This is a genomic window from Shewanella sp. UCD-KL12, assembly GCF_001957125.1.
GTDB lineage: Bacteria > Pseudomonadota > Gammaproteobacteria > Enterobacterales > Shewanellaceae > Shewanella.
On sequence record NZ_MPHJ01000001.1, the window covers coordinates 677,399 to 695,362 of the forward strand.

The window sequence follows — 17,964 nt, forward strand, 5'->3', positions numbered from 1 at the left end:
CGGTGTGCAGAATAGTTCAAACACTGTGTTAGGAGAAGGTATGCTTAAGTTTATTGAGTGTCAGGTCCCGTTAGATAAGCAAGAAGCATTTTCTGTGGCGCAGGGCTGTTGGCGTCAGACGATGCACAGCCCTGGTTTTATCAAACAATATGGTGGCTGGGACCAGAAAACGGGCCGCGCTATCATTCTTGCTCATTGGCAGAGTAGGGCGGCGTTAGATGAGTTTATGGCGAGCACCCATGACAAGATAGCCGAAGAAAACCAGCAATACCTCACATACGAAAGTTGTAAAGTGAGCTATTTCAAGGTGATTAACATTATGCCTAGCACTAACATGGCTAAAGTTAGTGAGGTCGGTTTTGTCAGAGTTGCAGGCTGTCAGTTGAAACCCGGTGGTGCGCCAGCATTTTTGCAAGATCAGGCTCAAATTTGGACGCCTGCAATGAGCCGTTGTGATGGGATGCTTGGTGGTTATATTGCTCTGTCGGTAACAGACCCCCTGCATTATAGGGTTATTTCACTATGGCGCGATGAGCAGAGCCACAGTGATTATATCAAATTGCAGTTTACATCAGCTCGTGCCCAGGTGAACCTTGAGGCCTATATCGATGAGCTCGTGGGTTATCAACTGCCGACTCTCACCGCATGGGATATAGACACGTTAGAGCGTTAGGCTAATAATTAGTTTTAGACACCTATAGCCCGGATCTGGTTAACGTTACGGTTCATTAGATGGCGCAGTAGGTAACGAAATAGGAACTTCTTCACACCAGATAAGTTACTGCCATATTGTGAATAAAAATCATCGGGTTGAATATATAGGCCAAAGTCATCGGCAATGCCTTCGCTTTGAATATAGGTATCTTGGCCGTTCCAATCGATATCTGGATTTGCTAGGCACTTAGTCGCTATACCAAAGCCTGAAAACTGTTGACACTGGTCACTGAAGCTTTGCTGTACCTGAGTCAGGTAGTCTCGGTCGATAATATAACCCTCTAAGTTTATCCAGCGGCCATCTAGCTCGACCTCTACCCAGCTATGGATGATACGCTTGGGGGCAATTGCAAAGAGGTAATTGGGGATGGCGCCGCGCTGCAGTTCATTAAAGATGGTAAACCCGTGGAAACGGCTTGGGATCCCAACGGCTCTTAACAGTGCCATAAGCAAGGTGCCTTTGGTATTGCATTGGCCGTAACCATCTCGTAAAACTTGGCTAGCAGAAAGCCTATCATCGGCATTATAGCCAAACTGAATGTCATCACGTACATAGTGATAGATAGCGCCAATAGCATCGTATTCACTTAACTTTTCCCAGCCTTGCTTCTCGATGAGTGCCCTAATGCTTGGGTGCTGAAAGTCTAACATTGCAGTGGTCTGTAGGTGTTGTTGGGTTATCTCAGTTTGCGTTGATGCTAGTGTGTTCATGGTTAACTCCTGATCCAAGCTGGTTTATCGCTTTGGCGTCTATCGATTAAGTGTCTATGTGCTGATAATAGGAGTTTGCGCGGTTGATAAATTGAATAAACTGGCTAACTTACGCGGAAATTGCGTTTACTGACTTTTGCTAGGTGAGGAGTTTTGCTAGGTGAAGAGTTTAGTTAGATGAGGACTTTAGTTGAAATAGGTTTAACGCGTGGCGAATCGTCATACCAAACTGACTCTTAAAGGTGCGGCTAAGGTGGGCACTGTCAGCAAAACCCGCTATATATGCAGCTTGAGTAGCACTCTCTTGTCGTCTCAACGCATTAATGGCACAAAACATACGACGCCATAACAGGTACGGACGCCAGGCTATACCCATCTGCTCTCGAAACAGATGCAGAAAGCGGCTTTCGGATAGGGCGAGTTGCTCTGCAACTTCTGCAGCACGCCAGCTGCTGGGTTTGATGCAGTTGCCATCGAAGCATTTGTCCAGTTGTGAAATCAGCGCCTTTATACGTTTGTCAGTGGGCTGACTCGTCCATCTGTCGGGATAACTGCCCTGGTCTAGCCGTTCAAACTGTGGCGATAACTGTGATGATAAGAGAGGCGATATCAATGACGATAATAGCGGTGATAACAGTGAGAAGGGCTGGCTGTCGTAGCTAGAAATTGATGGCATTACGGATGATTTGAGTGCTATTTCACACGTTGTGCGGCCAGCAAGTTGAGCTTGTAAGGTCTTGCCCCAGGCACTCAGCGGCTCAATAAGGAGTATCCAACCCTCCTCCATTGAGAGTTGGTGCTCGACGTCAGCATCGATGAGCAAAGCGCCAGTAGCGAGGTTGCCATTGAGTTGATAACTTGAGTCATTGCTTGGCCATATCAGCTGAATCGCATGGTGTTTATGGGCTGCAGCATCTAGGGCAGCGCCATAGATAATAAGCATACCTGGCTCAAGCCAAACCGTTGGGCGCATCTCTATCTCTTTCATTAACTTATAGATACAATCTATACCTTAATTGGTGTGCGTAAAAGTGCTTTGTTCACTTATTCTAAGGAGTGGTTATGGCGTGGAACTGCCAACATTGTCATATTGAGGTAGAGGATGACAGCTTTGAAATTTGCTGGAACTGTCAAGCGATTAAAGGACAAAGCAAACCCATAGCGGAACGTAAATCACATGCGTGCCTAAGATGCAAAACCCCGCTGAGCTTCGTGGGGAGTAAAGAGTTCCATGAAGGAATGCGTTGGGGGGCGTTAGGTAATCTTGCTGAGCTATTTGTCAGCAAGGAGCCTCTAGATATGTTTGCCTGTAAAAGCTGCGGGAAGGTCGAGTTTTTCTTATCAGGCTTTAATGAGTATTCAGGGCCTAAATTCAAGGATTAAATTCAGGGCGTAAGGGTTTACCTTGCACTTTTACTCTGGCGGTTCTCTTTTACACTGTCGATCCTGCCATTGTTGGTGGACTCAACTTTAAGTGGGTGTTTGATCTGTTTCCAAAATGCGACTTTTTTACCGATATTCACATGTTCAAATGTCTGCTGTGGATCTATCCCGGTTACCCCTAAAAAGTCAGCAAGTTGTTTAAAGCTACCGACCTTAGAGACATCTATGGTGAGGAGATCTTGCTCTCGTCCTTTAAAATACGCGATAGCCTCATTGTAGTGGCGATTATAGCAATCGAGAAGAAACGCATCTTTAGCTATGTTCTCAAGCGTCAATGGCGAGAATGTATGATTAAAGCAACGCTTCATAATGGGGTTTGAGCCGCCATCAGTGCGTTGAAGGTTGGGGTACATGCGCTCTAATAGCTGGCGAATCGAGGGTAACCACTTATCAAACTCTCGTGACAGATAGATAAATTTAGCCCCAGGGTATTGGTTATCGAGCTGCTGATAATCACAAAAAATAGGCGCGTCAGAGATAACCTGAGCCTCCTGCATCGCTTTTTGGGTGTAGGCGGTATGGGCTGTTTTAAAGCCTAAAGATAGCGTTGCGATACTGGTACTGGTAGTGGCTGTACGTGGTAGCCCGATAATAAAAACTTTTTGCTCTGTCACTGACATATTGCTCTTTCAATGGGAATGCATGAGATGGTAAAAGCGGTACGATTGTGCTATTTACTATTTCGCTCTAAGAGGGGCTATCCTGCTCTTAGGCTCAGAATCTCTGATAATACGATTGGATCTGGGTATCTACAAAACGCTTCATCTTTTTTATCGATGGCATAGATAGACATTCTGTCAGCGAGCTCGTTACCTTCAATACCGATATGGGCTGCTACATGAGAGATAACCAACCTCTCTTTTATCTCTTCATACAAGGCGTGTGATGCCTGAATGATATCTAGGTTCTTAATATCACCAGCAGTCTTTCGCTTCCAACCTTTGGTTTTCCAGCCATAGGCCCAATTGGTAATGCAGTTGATGGAGTATTGGGAGTCACTTCGAATATGTACGCTTTTGTTTTGAGCAAGGTTATCTTTAGCGATCAAAAGCGCTTGATGTAGGGCATTAAGCTCAGCAGAGTTGTTGGTGCCATAGCTGTTATATAAGCCGTACCAAAGCTCAGCAAGTTGATCGTCTCTATAAACTGCAACGCCGGAGCCCGCTTTACCTGGGTTGGGCTCGCAGCCACCATCGGTGTAGATCACCACATCATAGTCGGCGTTTGAAGCCGATGTTTTACCTGTTGGTGAGCTCTTACTTTTACTCGCACTAGACGTGCTTGATGATTTGGCCGCATAGGTTCGAGGCGCTCCACCAGAAAATGCGGCGTCGGCTTCGGCTTTAGTTTTAAAAGATTTGTACTTTGCCTTAGGGAATTTATCGACCTGGCGCTTAGCATCATCCCAAGTGGTAAAGATCCCTGTTTCACGTCCTACCCATACCACATAAAACTTTTTAGCCATTTGATACTCTATTTTTTAATCAAAGAAGTTGTTGAACAGAAGAAAATATATTCTGCCAAATACTACGGTTAGCCAGCGCAAAAGTCACTTAATCAGAGGCAAGAAGCGATAAGATTGGCGTGTTTGCGCAATCTTACTGCATTTTTATAGAGACAACGCACTTTCTTCAGCGGCTAGGTAAGGCCATTTATTCCTCTAGATTGACTCTGGTGAGAATAACTGTGAAATTAAGAGCACAAAACAGTCAGTTAGAAACAGTCGACTTGAGGATAAGCCATGCTCATAACCCGCGCCGTGACCAAAAAAGACATACAGCGTATATGGCAGCAATACCAGTTCCATTAAATAAGTGAGTATTCAGCGGGAATTAAAAATACTGTAGGCAAGTAAGGGGATTGAAGCTAATAGTTATTCTATATCGAGAACCGCTTGCGCAGGATAAAGTCTTTTTAAACCCGCACTACGTGAGCGTCTCAGGACTTCCACTTCTGCGTTGCATTATCTTAAAAGGGAATAACCATTTCTTCAACAATGCGCCTTGAATTTAAAGCCCTGAGAATGCTCTGAATAGGTCATAAATTTAATGGGATTGGTATTATAGGAACCGATGCCATCTTGCAGGGCTGTGCGAGTCATTATACCAAGTATGAATGTGAAACTTGGTCAGGCTCACCCATGCCGGAAAACTTCACTGAGATCTTGCTATCTCTCGGTGCAATTGTTGCTATCGAAACGCTTGAATCACCAATGGAAAAACTAGGCGCTAAGGGCTTAGAAGAAAGCGTTAGCGGTATTCAAGCAAAGGGGCTGGAGAGGATATTGGGTTTTGGTTTTATCGATACAGCCCGATGCCAATTAGAGGCAGCCTTTGTTGACCCTAAAGCCGTTGGTATGGGGATAGGCAAGTTGCTCGCGACCGAGCTCGAAGCGCAGGCTAAAAAAGCGGGTGTTGAAGCATTACGTTTATCATCTTCATTAAACGCGGTGGGTTTCTACCAAAAACTTGGATATGTCGCAGGTGATGAGACGCAATGGCAGCACCCCAGTGGCATCAAACTCATGTGCGTCCCTATGTGTAAATTACTGTGATCCACAAAGCTTTACATCTCCTTAGCTATTCAGGCTGTAGACTGACTCACAGAATTCCCCTTACTCTTAGGTAAACTCTTTTACCAGTTAGATTTATTGTATGACCACTTAGGTCCTTTTTTGAATTTTCAGGAGTAAATAGTATGACCCGTCGTCCCATTATCTGTGATTGCGATCCAGGCCATGATGATGCCATCTCCCTAATTCTTGCTTTCAGTACACAAGCTTTGGATGTGTTAGCTGTGACCACGAGTGCTGGCAATCAGACACCCGATAAGACACTCAACAATGCTCTGCGAATACTGACTTTACTGGAGCAATATGATGTGCCTGTTGCTGGCGGAGCCTTAAAGCCGTTGGCGAGAGAGCTGATCATCGCCGATAACGTGCATGGCGAGTCTGGCCTAGATGGACCTAAGTTACCCGATCCTGGGTTCGCTCCCGTAGAGCTTAATGCGGTGGAGCTAATGGCACAAAAACTTCGCGCCAGTGAAGTGCCTGTCATTTTAAATCCTACAGGCCCCTTAACCAATATAGCCTTGCTACTCGCCAGTTATCCTGAGTTGCACACTAAGATAGACAGTATTGTGTTAATGGGAGGCGCCGCGGCTGCAGGTAACTGGACACCCGCTGCCGAGTTCAATATTTTTGTCGATCCTGAATCGGCCGATATGGTGTTTAAATCAGGTATTCCTATCGTCATGTGCGGGTTGGATGTTACTCATCAAGCTTATATCGTACAGCAAGATATAGAGCGAATTCGCGCCATCGATAACCCTGTTGCTCAGTGCGTCGCAGGTTTGTTGGACTTCTTCATGATCTACCATCAAGACCCTAAGTGGGGACTTAAGGGCGCACCACTACACGACCCATGCACTATCGCTTGGTTGCTAAAGCCTGAGCTATTTACTGCCCAAGACGCTTGGGTTGGGATAGAGACTAAGGGGGAGTATACCCAAGGTATGACAGTGGTAGACAGGTATCAATTAACGGGCAATAAACCTAATGCCAAGGTGTTGTTCGATGTGAACCGCGAAGGTTTTGTCGACCTTATCGTCGAATGCCTTAAGGCTTACAATAACTAGTTTAAACACGGTATAAAAAAGCGAGCTAAGCAATATGACAAAACTTTTGGTCATTGGCAGCGCCAATATCGATCACGTGATGGAGTTTGACTGTTTACCCAAGGCGGGTGAGACCCTGATGAGTGAGGGGTACCGTATTGAGCACGGTGGCAAAGGGGCAAACCAAGCGGTGGCTTGCGCCAGACTCAAAGGCGATGAGGCTGAAGTGAGTTTTATCTGTGCTTTAGGCTGTGATGATGCCGCCGCTGCCATGATGAATAGCTGGCGCCTGGACGGTATCGCTCTGGAGCAGGTTAAGCAGTTTGACAATGTCGCTACCGGGAGTGCGATGATTTTTGTCGGTGGTAACGCAGAGAATTCAATCGGAGTTGCCTCAGGCGCAAACTCGCGTCTTTCAGCACAATGGATAGGTGAATGTGAGTCAGTGTTCGAAAGCTCTGATAGTCTGCTTATCCAGCTGGAAACCCCGCTGGAAAGTGTTAAAGCGGCATTGCAGCTGGCACGTAAACACAAGTGTAAAACCATACTTAACCCAGCGCCTGCTGCGAGGCTAGACGCAGGCTTGCTATCTTTGGTCGATATTATTACGCCTAATGAGACTGAGGCCGAAGCTTTGACGGGAGTGAGAGTGACCGATCTTGAATCTGCAGAGCGCGCCGCCGCAGCCTTGCATAGCGCGGGTGTTTCTGTGGTGATTATCACCTTAGGAGCTCAGGGTGCTTTTTTGAGTGAGGTCGGGGATCACGCATTTAAAGGTTTAATTAAGGGGTATGATGTAACGCCTGTTGATACCGTTGCTGCTGGAGATACATTCAATGGTGCACTAATGGTGGGGCTATCAGAAGGTATGGAGATGATAAAAGCAATCGATTTTGCCAATCAATCAGCCGCCATTGCTGTAACGCGTCATGGAGCCCAGCGCGGGATACCTAAGCGCAGTGAGTTAAGCGAAGTGAAATAGGCTCAGTGAGTTAGACTCAGTGAAATAAGCGCCATAAAGTCATAGGGAAAATAGCTAGACATAAAAATGGGCTGATGATCAGCCCACTTTTTATCTACCATTGATTCTCATCAAGTCATTATTTTACCCGTTACTTCTTCATGCATTCCGATAATAGCTTAGCGAAAAACTCACTGCCTTTGCGTTGGGAAAACTCAATATTACGTTCAGGAATGGTTTCTGGCTCATCATAGTCAGCCAAGGCTTGCTCCATACTTGCTTCACGTATGATATGCAGCACTGGGTGAGGTGAGCGGTTGGTATAATTTGATGGCTCATCCATAGGTTCACCGTCGAAACAGTAATCAGGATGCATACTTGCTAGCTGATACACACCTTCATAACCTTGGTCGATAAGCAGGTCATTGGCTAAATCGACTAAGTCCAGATAAGGATAGAAACCTTCAAATCCTCGTGGAATGATAAACAGGGTCGTTTCAACTTCTGGGTTTTCATCGAGCAACTTGCACTCGGTTATCAGGGCCTCTAGCACCATGTGCATTTTAGATTCATCAATCACAGCGTAGCGAATACTGCCTCGCTCGACTTCGCGGCGAGCAAATGGGCAAATATTATATTTCATGATGACACGCTCAACCCAATTTTGAGTCTGCTGGGCAATGAGTTGCAGTTCCTTGTCCTGTTCGTGTTGTGACATGATAGCTAGCCTTTTATCGATTAGTTGAAGCATTAATGGGACGCAAGGATAGGGAGGAATGCCTTGAGGTGCAAGTGCCTATTTTAGTCTCACTTTCCGTTAGCTTAACCCAGCCAAAACTCTAGCGTCCAAAAGCTATGGCAATATCATCGGAATAATGGACGCGACCAATAGTAAGGCCATAGTGACATTGAAAATCCTCTGTTGACGTGCATTTTTCAACAGGCGTTTTAAAGCGACGCCAAAACCAAGCCAGGTAATAGCACAGGGAAAGGCTACTGCGAGGAATACTAGCGCTATGGTAATAACTTGTGGCGTGATTGCGGTATCTACACTGGTAAATGTTGCAACAGCACCTACGGCCATTATCCAGCCTTTTGGGTTGACCCATTGAAAAGCAGCAGCCTGAAGAAAACTCAAAGGGTTGGCGTTGTCTTTGCCCTCCATTTTACTGCTACTGTTAGCGATGAGCCAAGATAGGTATAACAGATAGCCTATACCGATATATTTTATGATCGTATGTAGTACGGGGTAGGCCTGAAACACAGTACTAAGCCCTAGGCCGATGGCGAGTACCATACAGGGGAAGCCGATACAGATCCCAGTTAAGTGTGGCAGGCTGCGCTTAATACCAAAGTTCACCCCTGAACTCATCAGCATGACATTATTGGGGCCTGGAGTGATACCCGAAGAAAAGGCAAACAGGGCAATAGCAAAAATCAGTTCCATTGGTACCAACATTATTAATGAGACAAGAAGAGAGATGCAATTTGGCGAACAAAGCGATTCACTATTCTAATTAAAAATGTTTACTTAGGAATAGCTGATTGAGTTTTTCTTTTTTGGCTAATTGGCCTCTATGGGAATGTTTGTAATTATGGTTACTTATGAGTCAGCTTAGGTTAACCTTTGCTAGGTTATTGTTGAAGCATTGAAAAAATGTTGAAACCCTATCAGACGATATCGAAAAGGAACCTCATTATCAAAAAACTAATCTGTTTATGTATCGCGCTACTTTTGAGCGCTTGTGTCACAGTCGATGAAGTAGAAATAAGCCCTATGCGTACCACTATGGTCACAACAGGTGATCTAGGTTTCGTTTCTGAACATACAACTCGCTTTGCATGGCACCCTTCGTTGGCAAATGTGGTTGCGGATGAGAGAATTGACAGCGCAAAAGTAGTTCGTCATATGCAAGTCGCTTTAACTCAGGTGATGGAGTCGAAAGGCTATCATCTTGTTAATATTAATGAGTCTCCCGATCTTCTATTAGGTTTTGGCTTAGCACTTGAGTCAGATATGAGTGATGCTGAAATTCTAAAAAAAGCAGGTTTAGTGCCAGGCTTATCGACTGCTGGGCTGGATCCCGACCAGTATGAAAAAGGCTCTGTGCTTGTTGCGGTATTTCACCCTATGAAGCTTGAACCAAGCTGGCGTGTATTGGCCCAAGGGTTTACTGACTTTGAGCAGTCAGCCGAGGAGCGACAAGCGCGTTTTGACGAACTTATATCATTAATGCTGGGAGGTGTTCCTAGCGTGTAGTTTTAACTTATACCTTTTGGTCATAAGAGTAATAAGTGATTAGAGTTTCCACATTTTCAATAGCATATGTAAAAAAGGCGCCCTAAGGCGCCTTTTTCACGCTCGCGCTTACCGTTGGGGCGATAAGCATGAGCAAATTGCTTGTTGTATTAGAATGTCGCTTTTACGCCAAGGTTAACAGTTGTGCCAAGTCCTTTGGTGTTATAGCCAGAGTAGGTATAGGCTTGCGAGCGAGCCGAGTAATAATCTTCATTGAGTAAGTTTTCAACACCAAGAGAAAGTAACCAGTTGTCGATCTGATAGCTGCTGCTCAAGTTAACTAAGCTATAGCTGCTAACAGGACCTTGAGTGCCGACATACTTATCATTGATAGGTTCGAAGCGTTTACGGTCGCCAACATATAGGTAGTTGATGCCGATACTTGCTTGTTCAACGGGCTGCCAGTTAAGTGTTGCAGTAAATTTAGGTGCTGAAATTGTTTTACCGTCTAGATAGGTATCTTTATCGGTATTCTTGCCCTCTATCCAACTATAGCTAGCACTAGTACTTAAGTTATCTTGTATCTGATAATTGATCTGTCCTTCATAGCCCCAAATTTTTTGTGGCTCACGCACTGGCATATAGACGCCTGTTTCTTCGATATATTCGCTGCCTGTCCCTAGCTCTGATTCACTGCGATATGCAGCAATTTCATAGCTAAAATCGTCAAAGGCACCTGAAATTCCTATCTCGTAGTTGTCTACAATTGAGGCTTCAGTTTGAATTAATGAGATATCGTTAACCGTTGCTGTACGCAGTAAACGGCCAAGATCTGAGATGTCAGAGCCCTGGGAGAAGCTGACGAATGGGCTAAAGTACTCATTCATATTGTATCTAAGGCCGACATTAAATGTCGTCGTGTCATAGTCAATCGTGCCCCCAGTGACATCCATAGGCACAGAGCAGGTATCTGCATCGATACACATTTTGAGCGCCTGATAATCATCGACCTTAAGGTCTACACTGTCTTGACGAATACCGGCTTTTACAATCCAGTCATCATAGATCACTATTTTGGTTTGTAAGTAGGCGGCCAAGTTTGTCATGTCCATCTCTGGTACCCAGATCCGGCCATCATCTAAGGGTTGTGAGCTGACATCGTTGAGTGCATCTAATCCATAGATAAAGCTGACCTCGACATCGTCCCAATCGACTTGTGTATTGAAGTTAACGCGCAGGCCTTTTTTATCTGACTTAATATAGGATTGTCCGCCAGCATAACCTTCACTGGGATTTGATAGACGCGTCGAGTAGAAGAACATGTTTTCTATTATCTGCGCATAACCATCAACAGTCAGTTGTGTATTGCTAAACAGTTCATCATCAACATATTTGAGCATCAGGTTATGGTTGCCTCGCGGCCCCTGAGGCTCGCCTATTTTAGGTACCCCTGACGTATCTTTGATAGCATAAGTTTTAACCCCAGAGTTGACACTGCCGACCACATCAACATAGTCAGTTTCTTGCTGAGATTCGTAATAGTTGTAAGTTAACTGCAGGTACTTTTCTTCATCGAAAGCATAACCCAGCTTAGTAAACAGATTTTTTGATTGGGTTTCAGATAAACCATATTTAAGGCCGATAACATCGCCTTCTGCATCACGTTGCAAGCCCGTCTCTTCGATGGCACCACTGACGACATAACTGAAATCATCGACTGTGCCATCAATTGAGGCATCGAAACGATAACCGGGTGTATCTTCAAACTTCACCGCACTGAATTTGCTCGAAGCGCCCAGTTGCACTCTGGCTTCGTTATCGCTAGTGGCTTTTTTGGTGATGTAGTTGATGATACCGCCTGAAGCGCCGTTACCATAAATTGAGGTGGCGCCCTTAATCACCTCGATACGCTCAATCGTCGCAGCATCAATCGATCGAATACCTAACTGACCGTTTCTAAGTGGCGTAGATTGAGGCACACCATCAATCATGATCAATGCTTGGCGGCCACGCAGGGTTTGCCCTGAGTTACTAGAGGTGCCAGAGCTTGGCGCCATACCAGGAACGCGGAACGCCAGTATGTTCTGCAGCTCTGAGCTGACCAAGATATCTTGTTTAAGCATCTTTTCATCGATCAATGTGACCGAAGAGGGCACTTCATCGATACGTTCAACGCTTCGGCTGCCGGTGATAATCATCCGCTCCATCGAATTATCTGATGCGTTATGTTCATCGGCGATGACTGGCAGTGAGGGAAGTGCGAGGCAAAGCAGCGCGCAGCGTGTGGCGATGGCTGTTTTGCTTAAAGAAAGAGGCATTGTAAATCCTGACAATGTAAATAATGTGACGCGAATGATATAGATTATCAATCTCATTTGAAGTTTATTTACATTTGTTCTGTTTGTATCGCGCTTACTCTCTCTTTTTTAAGTTAAATTGTGCTGTAGGTCACACTTTTGTGCGAGCCAGATAGATGGTAAGTTATCTGAATTGTTTGTTGCCTCATACCAATCTGGACAGTTAATAGACTGAAATACTTGTCTCTCTGTTAATCTATTACCGAATAAAAGGATGTTTTCATGCTTAAGCTCTGTTGTCTCACTTTGCTGCTTGGTTCACTCTCCGTAAGCGCTGCTACCTCTAAAGATCTGATTAAATCGACTGAGTCATGGGATGGCAATAAGTTACCTGCCTACTCGTTAACTCAGCCAGAAGTGACCATTAAGGAGATTGTGATTGCACCAGGTGAAAAACTGCCTTGGCATCAGCACCCAGTGATCAATGCAGGCGTATTAATGAGTGGCGAATTGATGGTGTATACCAAAGAGGGGAAACGCAAACACTTAAAGGCGGGTGAAGCATTGATAGAGTTAGTGAATACTTCGCACTATGGCGAGAATATCAGTGAAGAACCTGCAAAAATAATCGTGGTCTATATTGCAGAAGCGGGAAAGAAAGTGACTGTTATAGAAGATTAATGTTTGCGGATCATCACAAAAAGCTTATGGATTTCATAAGCTTTTTGATTTGTGCCTGTCCCGTATTGAGTTACCTTGCATGAGTGTTATTCAGTATCACTTATCTTATTGGCGCTGAACTCTCACGCAGTTAATAGCGCAGTTATTGATGCAGTTAATGGCACAGGGATTGATGCAGTTATTAATACTTAGGCAATCTGATTTTCAATCAAGGTGACTAGGTAGACGCTTTTTCATTGCCTTAACATGCTAGCGGGCAGTAAGAATCATCCGCGCCATCGCATTATCTGGAATGTAAATTTTGTTTTATGGCTGCCTATGCACTCAGAGTTAATTGCTTTAAGGTAATGACACTATTTTTTAGGCTTAATAATTGATGTGGTGACATGAGAATAAGGGTAGAGCAGCGGATCATTATTGATTTCTCAACGAATAAAATCTTAGATTGTCCAACGGGCTATGAGAAAGAGATAGGCACCAATGAAGCCCTGTTACTTAAGCTACTCACCAGCCGACCAAACCAGTTATTGTCTAAAGAGGAGATCATCGCCTGTGTTTGGAAAGACAGAGGCATAATCGTTGAAGAGGGCAGCCTGCTGCAAAGTATTTCTGCTTGCCGCAAGTTGCTCGATGATAAATCCAATCAGTTGATTAAAACGGTTAGGGGAAAAGGCTATCAATTTGAAGGGGAGGTGAGTGCTGAGTCACCGCCTTTTGTTAAGCATTATCAGCAAGACAGTTCACTCGATGCCGAAGCACTAAAAACAGTAGCACCTGAATCAGTCGTGCCAGAATCAAAAGTATCTGAATCTGCAGTGCCAAAGATGTCTTGGGTAAAATCTGGCTTGTATTTTGTTCTCCCCTGTATCGGCGTTATTGTGTTGGGCATGGTTTTTATGCCGTCGACCTCCTATCTACCAGGAAAAACCTACCAGGAATGTTCTCTTGTGTTACCCGAGCAGGGGATTGCACAGCGTTTAACCTCACCTGTGATCTATGAATCTGGTAACTCTCAACTCTTGCTCAGCGAGCAAGGAGCTTACGGATTTAAAAAGGGCGTTGAAGGGGTTAGTTGCAGTGAATAAAATCATGCTTATTATTTTAGGTTGCTTGAGTGGCGGCCTGGCGCTGTTTTTTCTTGCAGAGGACACTCTACCGAGCGGCAGTTTCGAGTCTAATACTCAGGTCTATTTAAATGAGAAGAATACACGTCTGTTAGTGCCTACTTTCGTTAAAATAGAGTTTACAGATGACAGGTATCATCTTTTCTTCTTGCTAGATGGTCGAACCGGCTTTAATTCAAACGGCACCGTTTCTTTGTCCGGTGATCGGCTTAGATTTATTCAAGAAGAGCATCAGCGTATATTCCCAGAAAAAGCGGTGACGGTCACAGAGCAGGCGTTTATTCGCAACGGGGCTTTCTCTGATAGTTTCGAGTTGCAAGCTATCGATAAAGACGCATTTTTACTCAGCGGAGACTACTTAACACTCTATTTTGAAAGCATAGACAGCGATTAACTTTACCAGTTTGGCGACTATTTTACCCCTTGATAATGCAGGTCTAGCGTTATCAAGTCGCTCTGCTTCATTCATTGAATCACCTCTGTATAAACACTCGCACTCAATTTAAGCACTTGAATTTAAGTGTTTTATACTTTTGTTAACCTCCTCAATTAATTATCAATAAGGATCATTGATAAGTCATTTTTGTTAAATCCTCCTAATCTGCACAGCTCCTAAACATAAATTAGCAATAGGTAATACCGTTCGATATCAGTGTGCGGCTCACCGAGCTATCACCGCTTAATATCGATGCCTGTCTCGCTTATTTATCTGTGCTCTACCAATGAAAGAGGAATGGATTGTATGAAGACTAAGCTTTTAGCCCCTTATGCATCTGTGTTAATCGGCAGTCTATTAGTGACGGGCTGTGGGTCTGAAGAGAATGTGAGTGAGGCTCCGATTTCGGTGTATGTCCCATTTTCAATAAATGCGCTGCCAATGCCCAATGACGGCTATGGTCTTGACTCAGACCTGACCATAGCTTTACCCGGTGAAGACCAGCTTGAAGGTGCCGATAGAGAAAACTTTTACCGCAGTTCAGATACCGTCTTCGCCGCGCTAGATGGCTGGGGCTTATGTGTTGAGCCAATCAGGATCCCTATTGCAAGCATTGATGCCGATGAGAGGTACCCGCTAGATAGTGCCAGTTTAGTGAACAATATCATGTTGATAGAGGCGCGAAGCGCTCAAGCTGTGCCAACAGAGGTAACCGCCAGTGGCGAAGAGATTAGCATCGCCTGTCAGCAAGCCCTGAACAGTGAGAGTCGTTACTTTTTAGCGGTTAGCGATGGAGTGAAAACCCAATATGGTGAGCCGTTAATGGCCGATGCTAGCTTTACAAGCTTATTGTCGAGGGATGAAGACGAACTCAGTGAAACAGAGTTATTAATCAAGCAACAAATAACATTGGCCACTGAAGCTTATCAACAAGCTTCTGGGCAAGGCAATGTGATCTATGGGGCGCAATTTACCACTCAAAGTGTGTACCCGATCTTAGATTCAATCATAGAGCATGATGCCACGGCCTCCTTGGGGGAGCTGACGAAAATAAAGGATGCGAGAAAATATGATACCTATCAAGCCAGCTTAACCATGCCCTATTACTTGCCCTTTACCAAAGAAGATGAGGCGAGTTGTCTGGTCGATGAGTTCGATCCTATAGCAGCTTGTCCAGATCTCTACAGGTGGATGAAGCCTGAGTCCGGTGGTGAGCATTTAACTAAAGCCAATACCTTGCCTCAATCTACACCACTGGATGTTGTTGCTGACATTCACTCTCCAACGGATTGGGATGGCAAACAGCCGCTGCCTGTGGTGCTGTTTATTCATGGTATTACGGCGGATAAGAGCGCTGCTTCTTTGATGGTAAAAGATTATGTCGATCAAGGCTTCTTAGTTGCCGCCATTGATATGCCCTATCACGGAGAGCGGATCATGTTTGACCGAGAGGGCAATGAGATCAGCGCGCAAGTTGATAAGGCTAACTTCATCAATATTGCTTCACCGCTTACCTTGAGAGGAAATTTACATCAGGCGGTATCCGATAACTTAAGTTTGCGTTATGCCTTGAGCAAGGTCGCCTGGACAGATCCAACGAACATTCATTTAGTGGGCCACTCACTTGGTGGCATCGTCTCTGTGATGGTGAGTGAGATGTCTCAGCAGGTCGAAGCCCTGCATTTTAATACGGTTAACTTTGTTGTGCCGGGCCAAGGGCTAGTTAATCTGACGTTAACCTCTGACACCTTAGGTGAAGAGACCGAGCAAGCGATAAAGCAATCGCCAGATATTCAAAGAGGTATCGCAGAAACCTTAGTGCCTGAATCTTGCCAACCAAGCGATAGTAACGAAATCTGCATCTTGGCATTGCGAGAATTTGAGAGTGCCTCTGAGCACAATCAAATCACAGTGTCGGAACTAGAAGAGGATATCTATGCGCTGCTCCTGCCTGACTTTAAGCAAGGCATTCAAGCAAGTACCGACAGCGCAGACCCCGCCAACTTTGTTCAGAGACAAAACATGGCGATGCAACCGACGCTGCTTATCGAAGCGGTAGGAAATTGTCATGCTAGCTGCGAAGTGGGTGAGTACTTACCCGATTTTGTGGTGCCTAACGCCAGCCCCGATAATGTGATGACAGGTACGGATCCGCTCGTTTCAGCCTTAAATCTTAGCGTGATAAGAGACAGTGTAATAGATGACTCAGGCGAAGGGCTCAGAGTCATTATCAGAGCCACTGTTGGCGGTCACGGTACTTACCTTTTCCCCTATGAAGGCCCGATGGATGAAGAGGGCAAGCCGGGTATTCCCGATGCTGAAATTTTGGATGAAGTCTGGAATGCCACCGATACCCAGCAAGTTGCTGTCGCCAGTATGGTGGGCTCCAATGGCGGCGAGGTGATGATCAATAACCTAGATAATGTTGAGCAGGAGTCTGCACAATGAAACACTTTCCTAGAATATTTACATGTCTTACAACTCTTTTGGCTACTCATCAGGTGGTAGCTGCAGGGTTTCAAATTAATGGGCAATCGGCGACAGGCCTTGGCCGTGCCTTTGCCGGTGATGCGATAATCGCCGATAACGCTTCAGTGATGGCTAAAAACAGCGCCGCTATGTCATTGATTGAAACCCCTGAACTGTCATTCGGTGGCGTGGCTGTATTAAGCAATGTTGATGTATCTGAAGCACTTTATACCCCAATTGTGGGGGATACGGTCGATGCCAGTGTCGAGGATATTGCAGAAGATGCTTTTATACCGAACGCCTATTACGTTCACCCGATAGAGGGGACTGGGTTTACCTTAGGTGCGTCAGTGTATTCTAACTTTGGTACTAATATTGTGTTTCCTGAGGATTATGTTGCCAGTGAGTTTGGCGGCGAAACCTCGTTAACCAGCGTTAACTTTGGCATTGCGCTCTCCTATCAAGTGACCGAGCAATTAAGCTTAGGTGGCGGTATTGATGTGATCTATGGCGATGGCGATATCAAACGTAAAGGATTGCTCGATGTCGAAGCCGATGGCGTTGGCTATGGATTTAACTTAGGGCTGGCTTATGAATTTGACCAAAACAATCGTGTCGGCTTGAGCTACCGCTATAGTCCTGATATCGAAGCGAAAGGCGAAGTATCGATGGGCGGAGAGTCAGCCGATAGCATTAATATTCCTCTGCCCGATATGCTTGAGCTGTCTGGATATCATAAGTTAACGGAACAATTTGCGCTTCATTACAGTGTGCAATATGTCACATGGTCTGAATTTGATGCATTAACATCAGAGGCGCTTTCATCGAGTATTAAAGAGTATCAATGGGCCGATGCTGGGCATATCTCGATAGGAGGGACTTATTATCTGTCGCCTCAAGTTGAGTTAAGAGCTGGGTATATGTTTGATAAAGCCCCCACCGATAGCTTGAGTTCTTTGTCGATCCCTGATTCAAACAGACATTGGGTCTCTGCTGGAGCAAGCTATCATCTGTCGGATAAACAGAGTGTCGATCTTGGCGTGAGTTACGTGCTGGGGGAAGATGAGATAGTTGAAGAGTCATTGACTATAATTCCAGGCACGCAGTCGAGTATTCAGGCGCTCACAACAGCCCAGGCTTGGCTAGTTGGCGCCCAGTACACCTATCGTTTTTGATGTCCAAGATGCATTGGCGCAGAGCCAATTGAAGGAATAAAAAAAGCTCATGGTCGGTATGCCATGAGCTTTTTTATTGAAGCCATTTATCGTGTT

The 17,964-nt window shown here is 45.1% G+C and carries 18 protein-coding genes; 11 read left to right on the forward strand and 7 right to left on the reverse strand.

Going from position 1 to position 17,964, the window contains the following annotated elements:
* Window positions 1–40 precede the first annotated feature (40 nt).
* Window positions 41–673: a DUF4937 domain-containing protein gene (locus tag BM736_RS02900; protein WP_076408367.1), complete on the forward strand. Its 633-nt coding sequence runs from the start codon at window positions 41–43 to the stop codon at window positions 671–673.
* A 14-nt stretch (window positions 674–687) separates the two neighbouring features.
* Here BM736_RS02900 and BM736_RS02905 read toward each other — a convergent pair whose 3' ends face one another.
* Entirely contained in the window at window positions 688–1,425 is a 738-nt protein-coding gene (locus BM736_RS02905) for a transglutaminase family protein (RefSeq protein WP_076408370.1), read from the reverse strand.
* A gap of 169 nt (window positions 1,426–1,594) precedes the next feature.
* Window positions 1,595–2,398, reverse strand: a complete 804-nt coding sequence (locus BM736_RS02910; protein ID WP_076408372.1) for a helix-turn-helix transcriptional regulator — start codon at window positions 2,396–2,398, stop codon at window positions 1,595–1,597.
* Window positions 2,399–2,487: 89 nt separating this feature from the next.
* Between BM736_RS02910 and BM736_RS02915 the strand changes: the two genes are divergently transcribed.
* Window positions 2,488–2,808 (forward strand): hypothetical protein, encoded by a 321-nt coding sequence (locus tag BM736_RS02915; protein ID WP_076408375.1) that lies wholly within the window; start codon window positions 2,488–2,490, stop codon window positions 2,806–2,808.
* A 17-nt stretch (window positions 2,809–2,825) separates the two neighbouring features.
* Here BM736_RS02915 and BM736_RS02920 read toward each other — a convergent pair whose 3' ends face one another.
* Both BM736_RS02920 and BM736_RS02925 read right to left on the reverse strand, forming a co-directional pair.
* Window positions 2,826–3,488, reverse strand: coding sequence for a sulfotransferase (locus BM736_RS02920; protein ID WP_076408378.1), 663 nt, complete (start codon window positions 3,486–3,488; stop codon window positions 2,826–2,828).
* 77 nt (window positions 3,489–3,565) lie between these two features.
* The gene (locus tag BM736_RS02925) at window positions 3,566–4,333 is read right to left on the reverse strand and encodes a ribonuclease H family protein (RefSeq protein ID WP_076408380.1); all 768 of its coding nucleotides are present in this window, start codon (window positions 4,331–4,333) and stop codon (window positions 3,566–3,568) included.
* Window positions 4,334–5,008: 675 nt separating this feature from the next.
* Here BM736_RS02925 and BM736_RS02930 point away from each other — a divergent pair.
* The 3 genes from BM736_RS02930 (at window position 5,009) to rbsK (ending at window position 7,468) form a co-directional block, all read left to right on the forward strand.
* Window positions 5,009–5,422 carry a GNAT family N-acetyltransferase gene (locus BM736_RS02930; RefSeq protein ID WP_143562308.1) on the forward strand — a complete coding sequence of 138 codons (414 nt, stop codon included), beginning with the start codon at window positions 5,009–5,011 and terminating at the stop codon, window positions 5,420–5,422.
* A gap of 143 nt (window positions 5,423–5,565) precedes the next feature.
* The gene (rihA, locus tag BM736_RS02935; RefSeq protein WP_076408385.1) at window positions 5,566–6,507 is read left to right on the forward strand and encodes a pyrimidine-specific ribonucleoside hydrolase RihA; all 942 of its coding nucleotides are present in this window, start codon (window positions 5,566–5,568) and stop codon (window positions 6,505–6,507) included.
* Between the two features lie 34 nt (window positions 6,508–6,541).
* A complete protein-coding gene (rbsK, locus tag BM736_RS02940) occupies window positions 6,542–7,468 on the forward strand; it encodes a ribokinase (RefSeq protein WP_076408388.1) in 927 nt (308 codons plus the stop codon).
* A 130-nt stretch (window positions 7,469–7,598) separates the two neighbouring features.
* On the opposite strand, the gene BM736_RS02945 is transcribed toward rbsK, so the two are convergent.
* Complete coding sequence (locus tag BM736_RS02945) at window positions 7,599–8,165, reverse strand: DUF1415 domain-containing protein (protein ID WP_076409868.1); 567 nt, start codon at window positions 8,163–8,165, stop codon at window positions 7,599–7,601.
* Window positions 8,166–8,300: 135 nt separating this feature from the next.
* Entirely contained in the window at window positions 8,301–8,894 is a 594-nt protein-coding gene (locus BM736_RS02950) for a LysE family translocator (protein WP_076408391.1), read from the reverse strand.
* A gap of 210 nt (window positions 8,895–9,104) precedes the next feature.
* On the opposite strand from BM736_RS02950, the gene BM736_RS02955 reads away from it, so the two are divergent.
* Window positions 9,105–9,707, forward strand: a complete 603-nt coding sequence (locus BM736_RS02955; RefSeq protein WP_076408393.1) for a DUF4136 domain-containing protein — start codon at window positions 9,105–9,107, stop codon at window positions 9,705–9,707.
* Between the two features lie 149 nt (window positions 9,708–9,856).
* Here BM736_RS02955 and BM736_RS02960 read toward each other — a convergent pair whose 3' ends face one another.
* Complete coding sequence (locus BM736_RS02960) at window positions 9,857–12,004, reverse strand: TonB-dependent receptor (protein WP_076408396.1); 2,148 nt, start codon at window positions 12,002–12,004, stop codon at window positions 9,857–9,859.
* Between the two features lie 261 nt (window positions 12,005–12,265).
* Here BM736_RS02960 and BM736_RS02965 point away from each other — a divergent pair, with 261 nt between their 5' ends.
* The 5 genes from BM736_RS02965 to BM736_RS02985 all read left to right on the forward strand — a co-directional run bounded on the left by BM736_RS02965 (window position 12,266) and on the right by BM736_RS02985 (window position 17,868).
* A complete protein-coding gene (locus tag BM736_RS02965; protein WP_076408399.1) occupies window positions 12,266–12,664 on the forward strand; it encodes a cupin domain-containing protein in 399 nt (132 codons plus the stop codon).
* A gap of 386 nt (window positions 12,665–13,050) precedes the next feature.
* Complete coding sequence (locus tag BM736_RS02970) at window positions 13,051–13,749, forward strand: transcriptional regulator (RefSeq protein WP_076408402.1); 699 nt, start codon at window positions 13,051–13,053, stop codon at window positions 13,747–13,749.
* Complete coding sequence (locus BM736_RS02975; RefSeq protein ID WP_076408405.1) at window positions 13,742–14,182, forward strand: hypothetical protein; 441 nt, start codon at window positions 13,742–13,744, stop codon at window positions 14,180–14,182. The genes BM736_RS02970 and BM736_RS02975 overlap by 8 nt, the downstream gene beginning before the upstream one ends.
* 348 nt (window positions 14,183–14,530) lie before the next feature.
* Entirely contained in the window at window positions 14,531–16,672 is a 2,142-nt protein-coding gene (locus tag BM736_RS02980) for a hypothetical protein (RefSeq protein ID WP_076408407.1), read from the forward strand.
* The gene (locus tag BM736_RS02985; RefSeq protein ID WP_076408410.1) at window positions 16,669–17,868 is read left to right on the forward strand and encodes an outer membrane protein transport protein; all 1,200 of its coding nucleotides are present in this window, start codon (window positions 16,669–16,671) and stop codon (window positions 17,866–17,868) included. The genes BM736_RS02980 and BM736_RS02985 overlap by 4 nt, the downstream gene beginning before the upstream one ends.
* The last annotated feature ends 96 nt before the right edge of the window (window positions 17,869–17,964 follow it).

What these genes read in the sequence shown, in the direction of transcription:
- BM736_RS02900 (WP_076408367.1), top strand. Translation starts at nt 41, where the DNA reads ATGCTTAAGTTTATTGAGTGTCAGGTCCCGTTAGATAAGCAAGAAGCA.
- BM736_RS02905 (WP_076408370.1), bottom strand. Translation starts at nt 1,425, where the DNA reads ATGAACACACTAGCATCAACGCAAACTGAGATAACCCAACAACACCTA.
- BM736_RS02910 (WP_076408372.1), bottom strand. Translation starts at nt 2,398, where the DNA reads ATGCGCCCAACGGTTTGGCTTGAGCCAGGTATGCTTATTATCTATGGC.
- BM736_RS02915 (WP_076408375.1), top strand. Translation starts at nt 2,488, where the DNA reads ATGGCGTGGAACTGCCAACATTGTCATATTGAGGTAGAGGATGACAGC.
- BM736_RS02920 (WP_076408378.1), bottom strand. Translation starts at nt 3,488, where the DNA reads ATGTCAGTGACAGAGCAAAAAGTTTTTATTATCGGGCTACCACGTACA.
- BM736_RS02925 (WP_076408380.1), bottom strand. Translation starts at nt 4,333, where the DNA reads ATGGCTAAAAAGTTTTATGTGGTATGGGTAGGACGTGAAACAGGGATC.
- BM736_RS02930 (WP_143562308.1), top strand. Translation starts at nt 5,009, where the DNA reads ATGCCGGAAAACTTCACTGAGATCTTGCTATCTCTCGGTGCAATTGTT.
- rihA (WP_076408385.1), top strand. Translation starts at nt 5,566, where the DNA reads ATGACCCGTCGTCCCATTATCTGTGATTGCGATCCAGGCCATGATGAT.
- rbsK (WP_076408388.1), top strand. Translation starts at nt 6,542, where the DNA reads ATGACAAAACTTTTGGTCATTGGCAGCGCCAATATCGATCACGTGATG.
- BM736_RS02945 (WP_076409868.1), bottom strand. Translation starts at nt 8,165, where the DNA reads ATGTCACAACACGAACAGGACAAGGAACTGCAACTCATTGCCCAGCAG.
- BM736_RS02950 (WP_076408391.1), bottom strand. Translation starts at nt 8,894, where the DNA reads ATGGAACTGATTTTTGCTATTGCCCTGTTTGCCTTTTCTTCGGGTATC.
- BM736_RS02955 (WP_076408393.1), top strand. Translation starts at nt 9,105, where the DNA reads ATGTTGAAACCCTATCAGACGATATCGAAAAGGAACCTCATTATCAAA.
- BM736_RS02960 (WP_076408396.1), bottom strand. Translation starts at nt 12,004, where the DNA reads ATGCCTCTTTCTTTAAGCAAAACAGCCATCGCCACACGCTGCGCGCTG.
- BM736_RS02965 (WP_076408399.1), top strand. Translation starts at nt 12,266, where the DNA reads ATGCTTAAGCTCTGTTGTCTCACTTTGCTGCTTGGTTCACTCTCCGTA.
- BM736_RS02970 (WP_076408402.1), top strand. Translation starts at nt 13,051, where the DNA reads ATGAGAATAAGGGTAGAGCAGCGGATCATTATTGATTTCTCAACGAAT.
- BM736_RS02980 (WP_076408407.1), top strand. Translation starts at nt 14,531, where the DNA reads ATGAAGACTAAGCTTTTAGCCCCTTATGCATCTGTGTTAATCGGCAGT.
- BM736_RS02985 (WP_076408410.1), top strand. Translation starts at nt 16,669, where the DNA reads ATGAAACACTTTCCTAGAATATTTACATGTCTTACAACTCTTTTGGCT.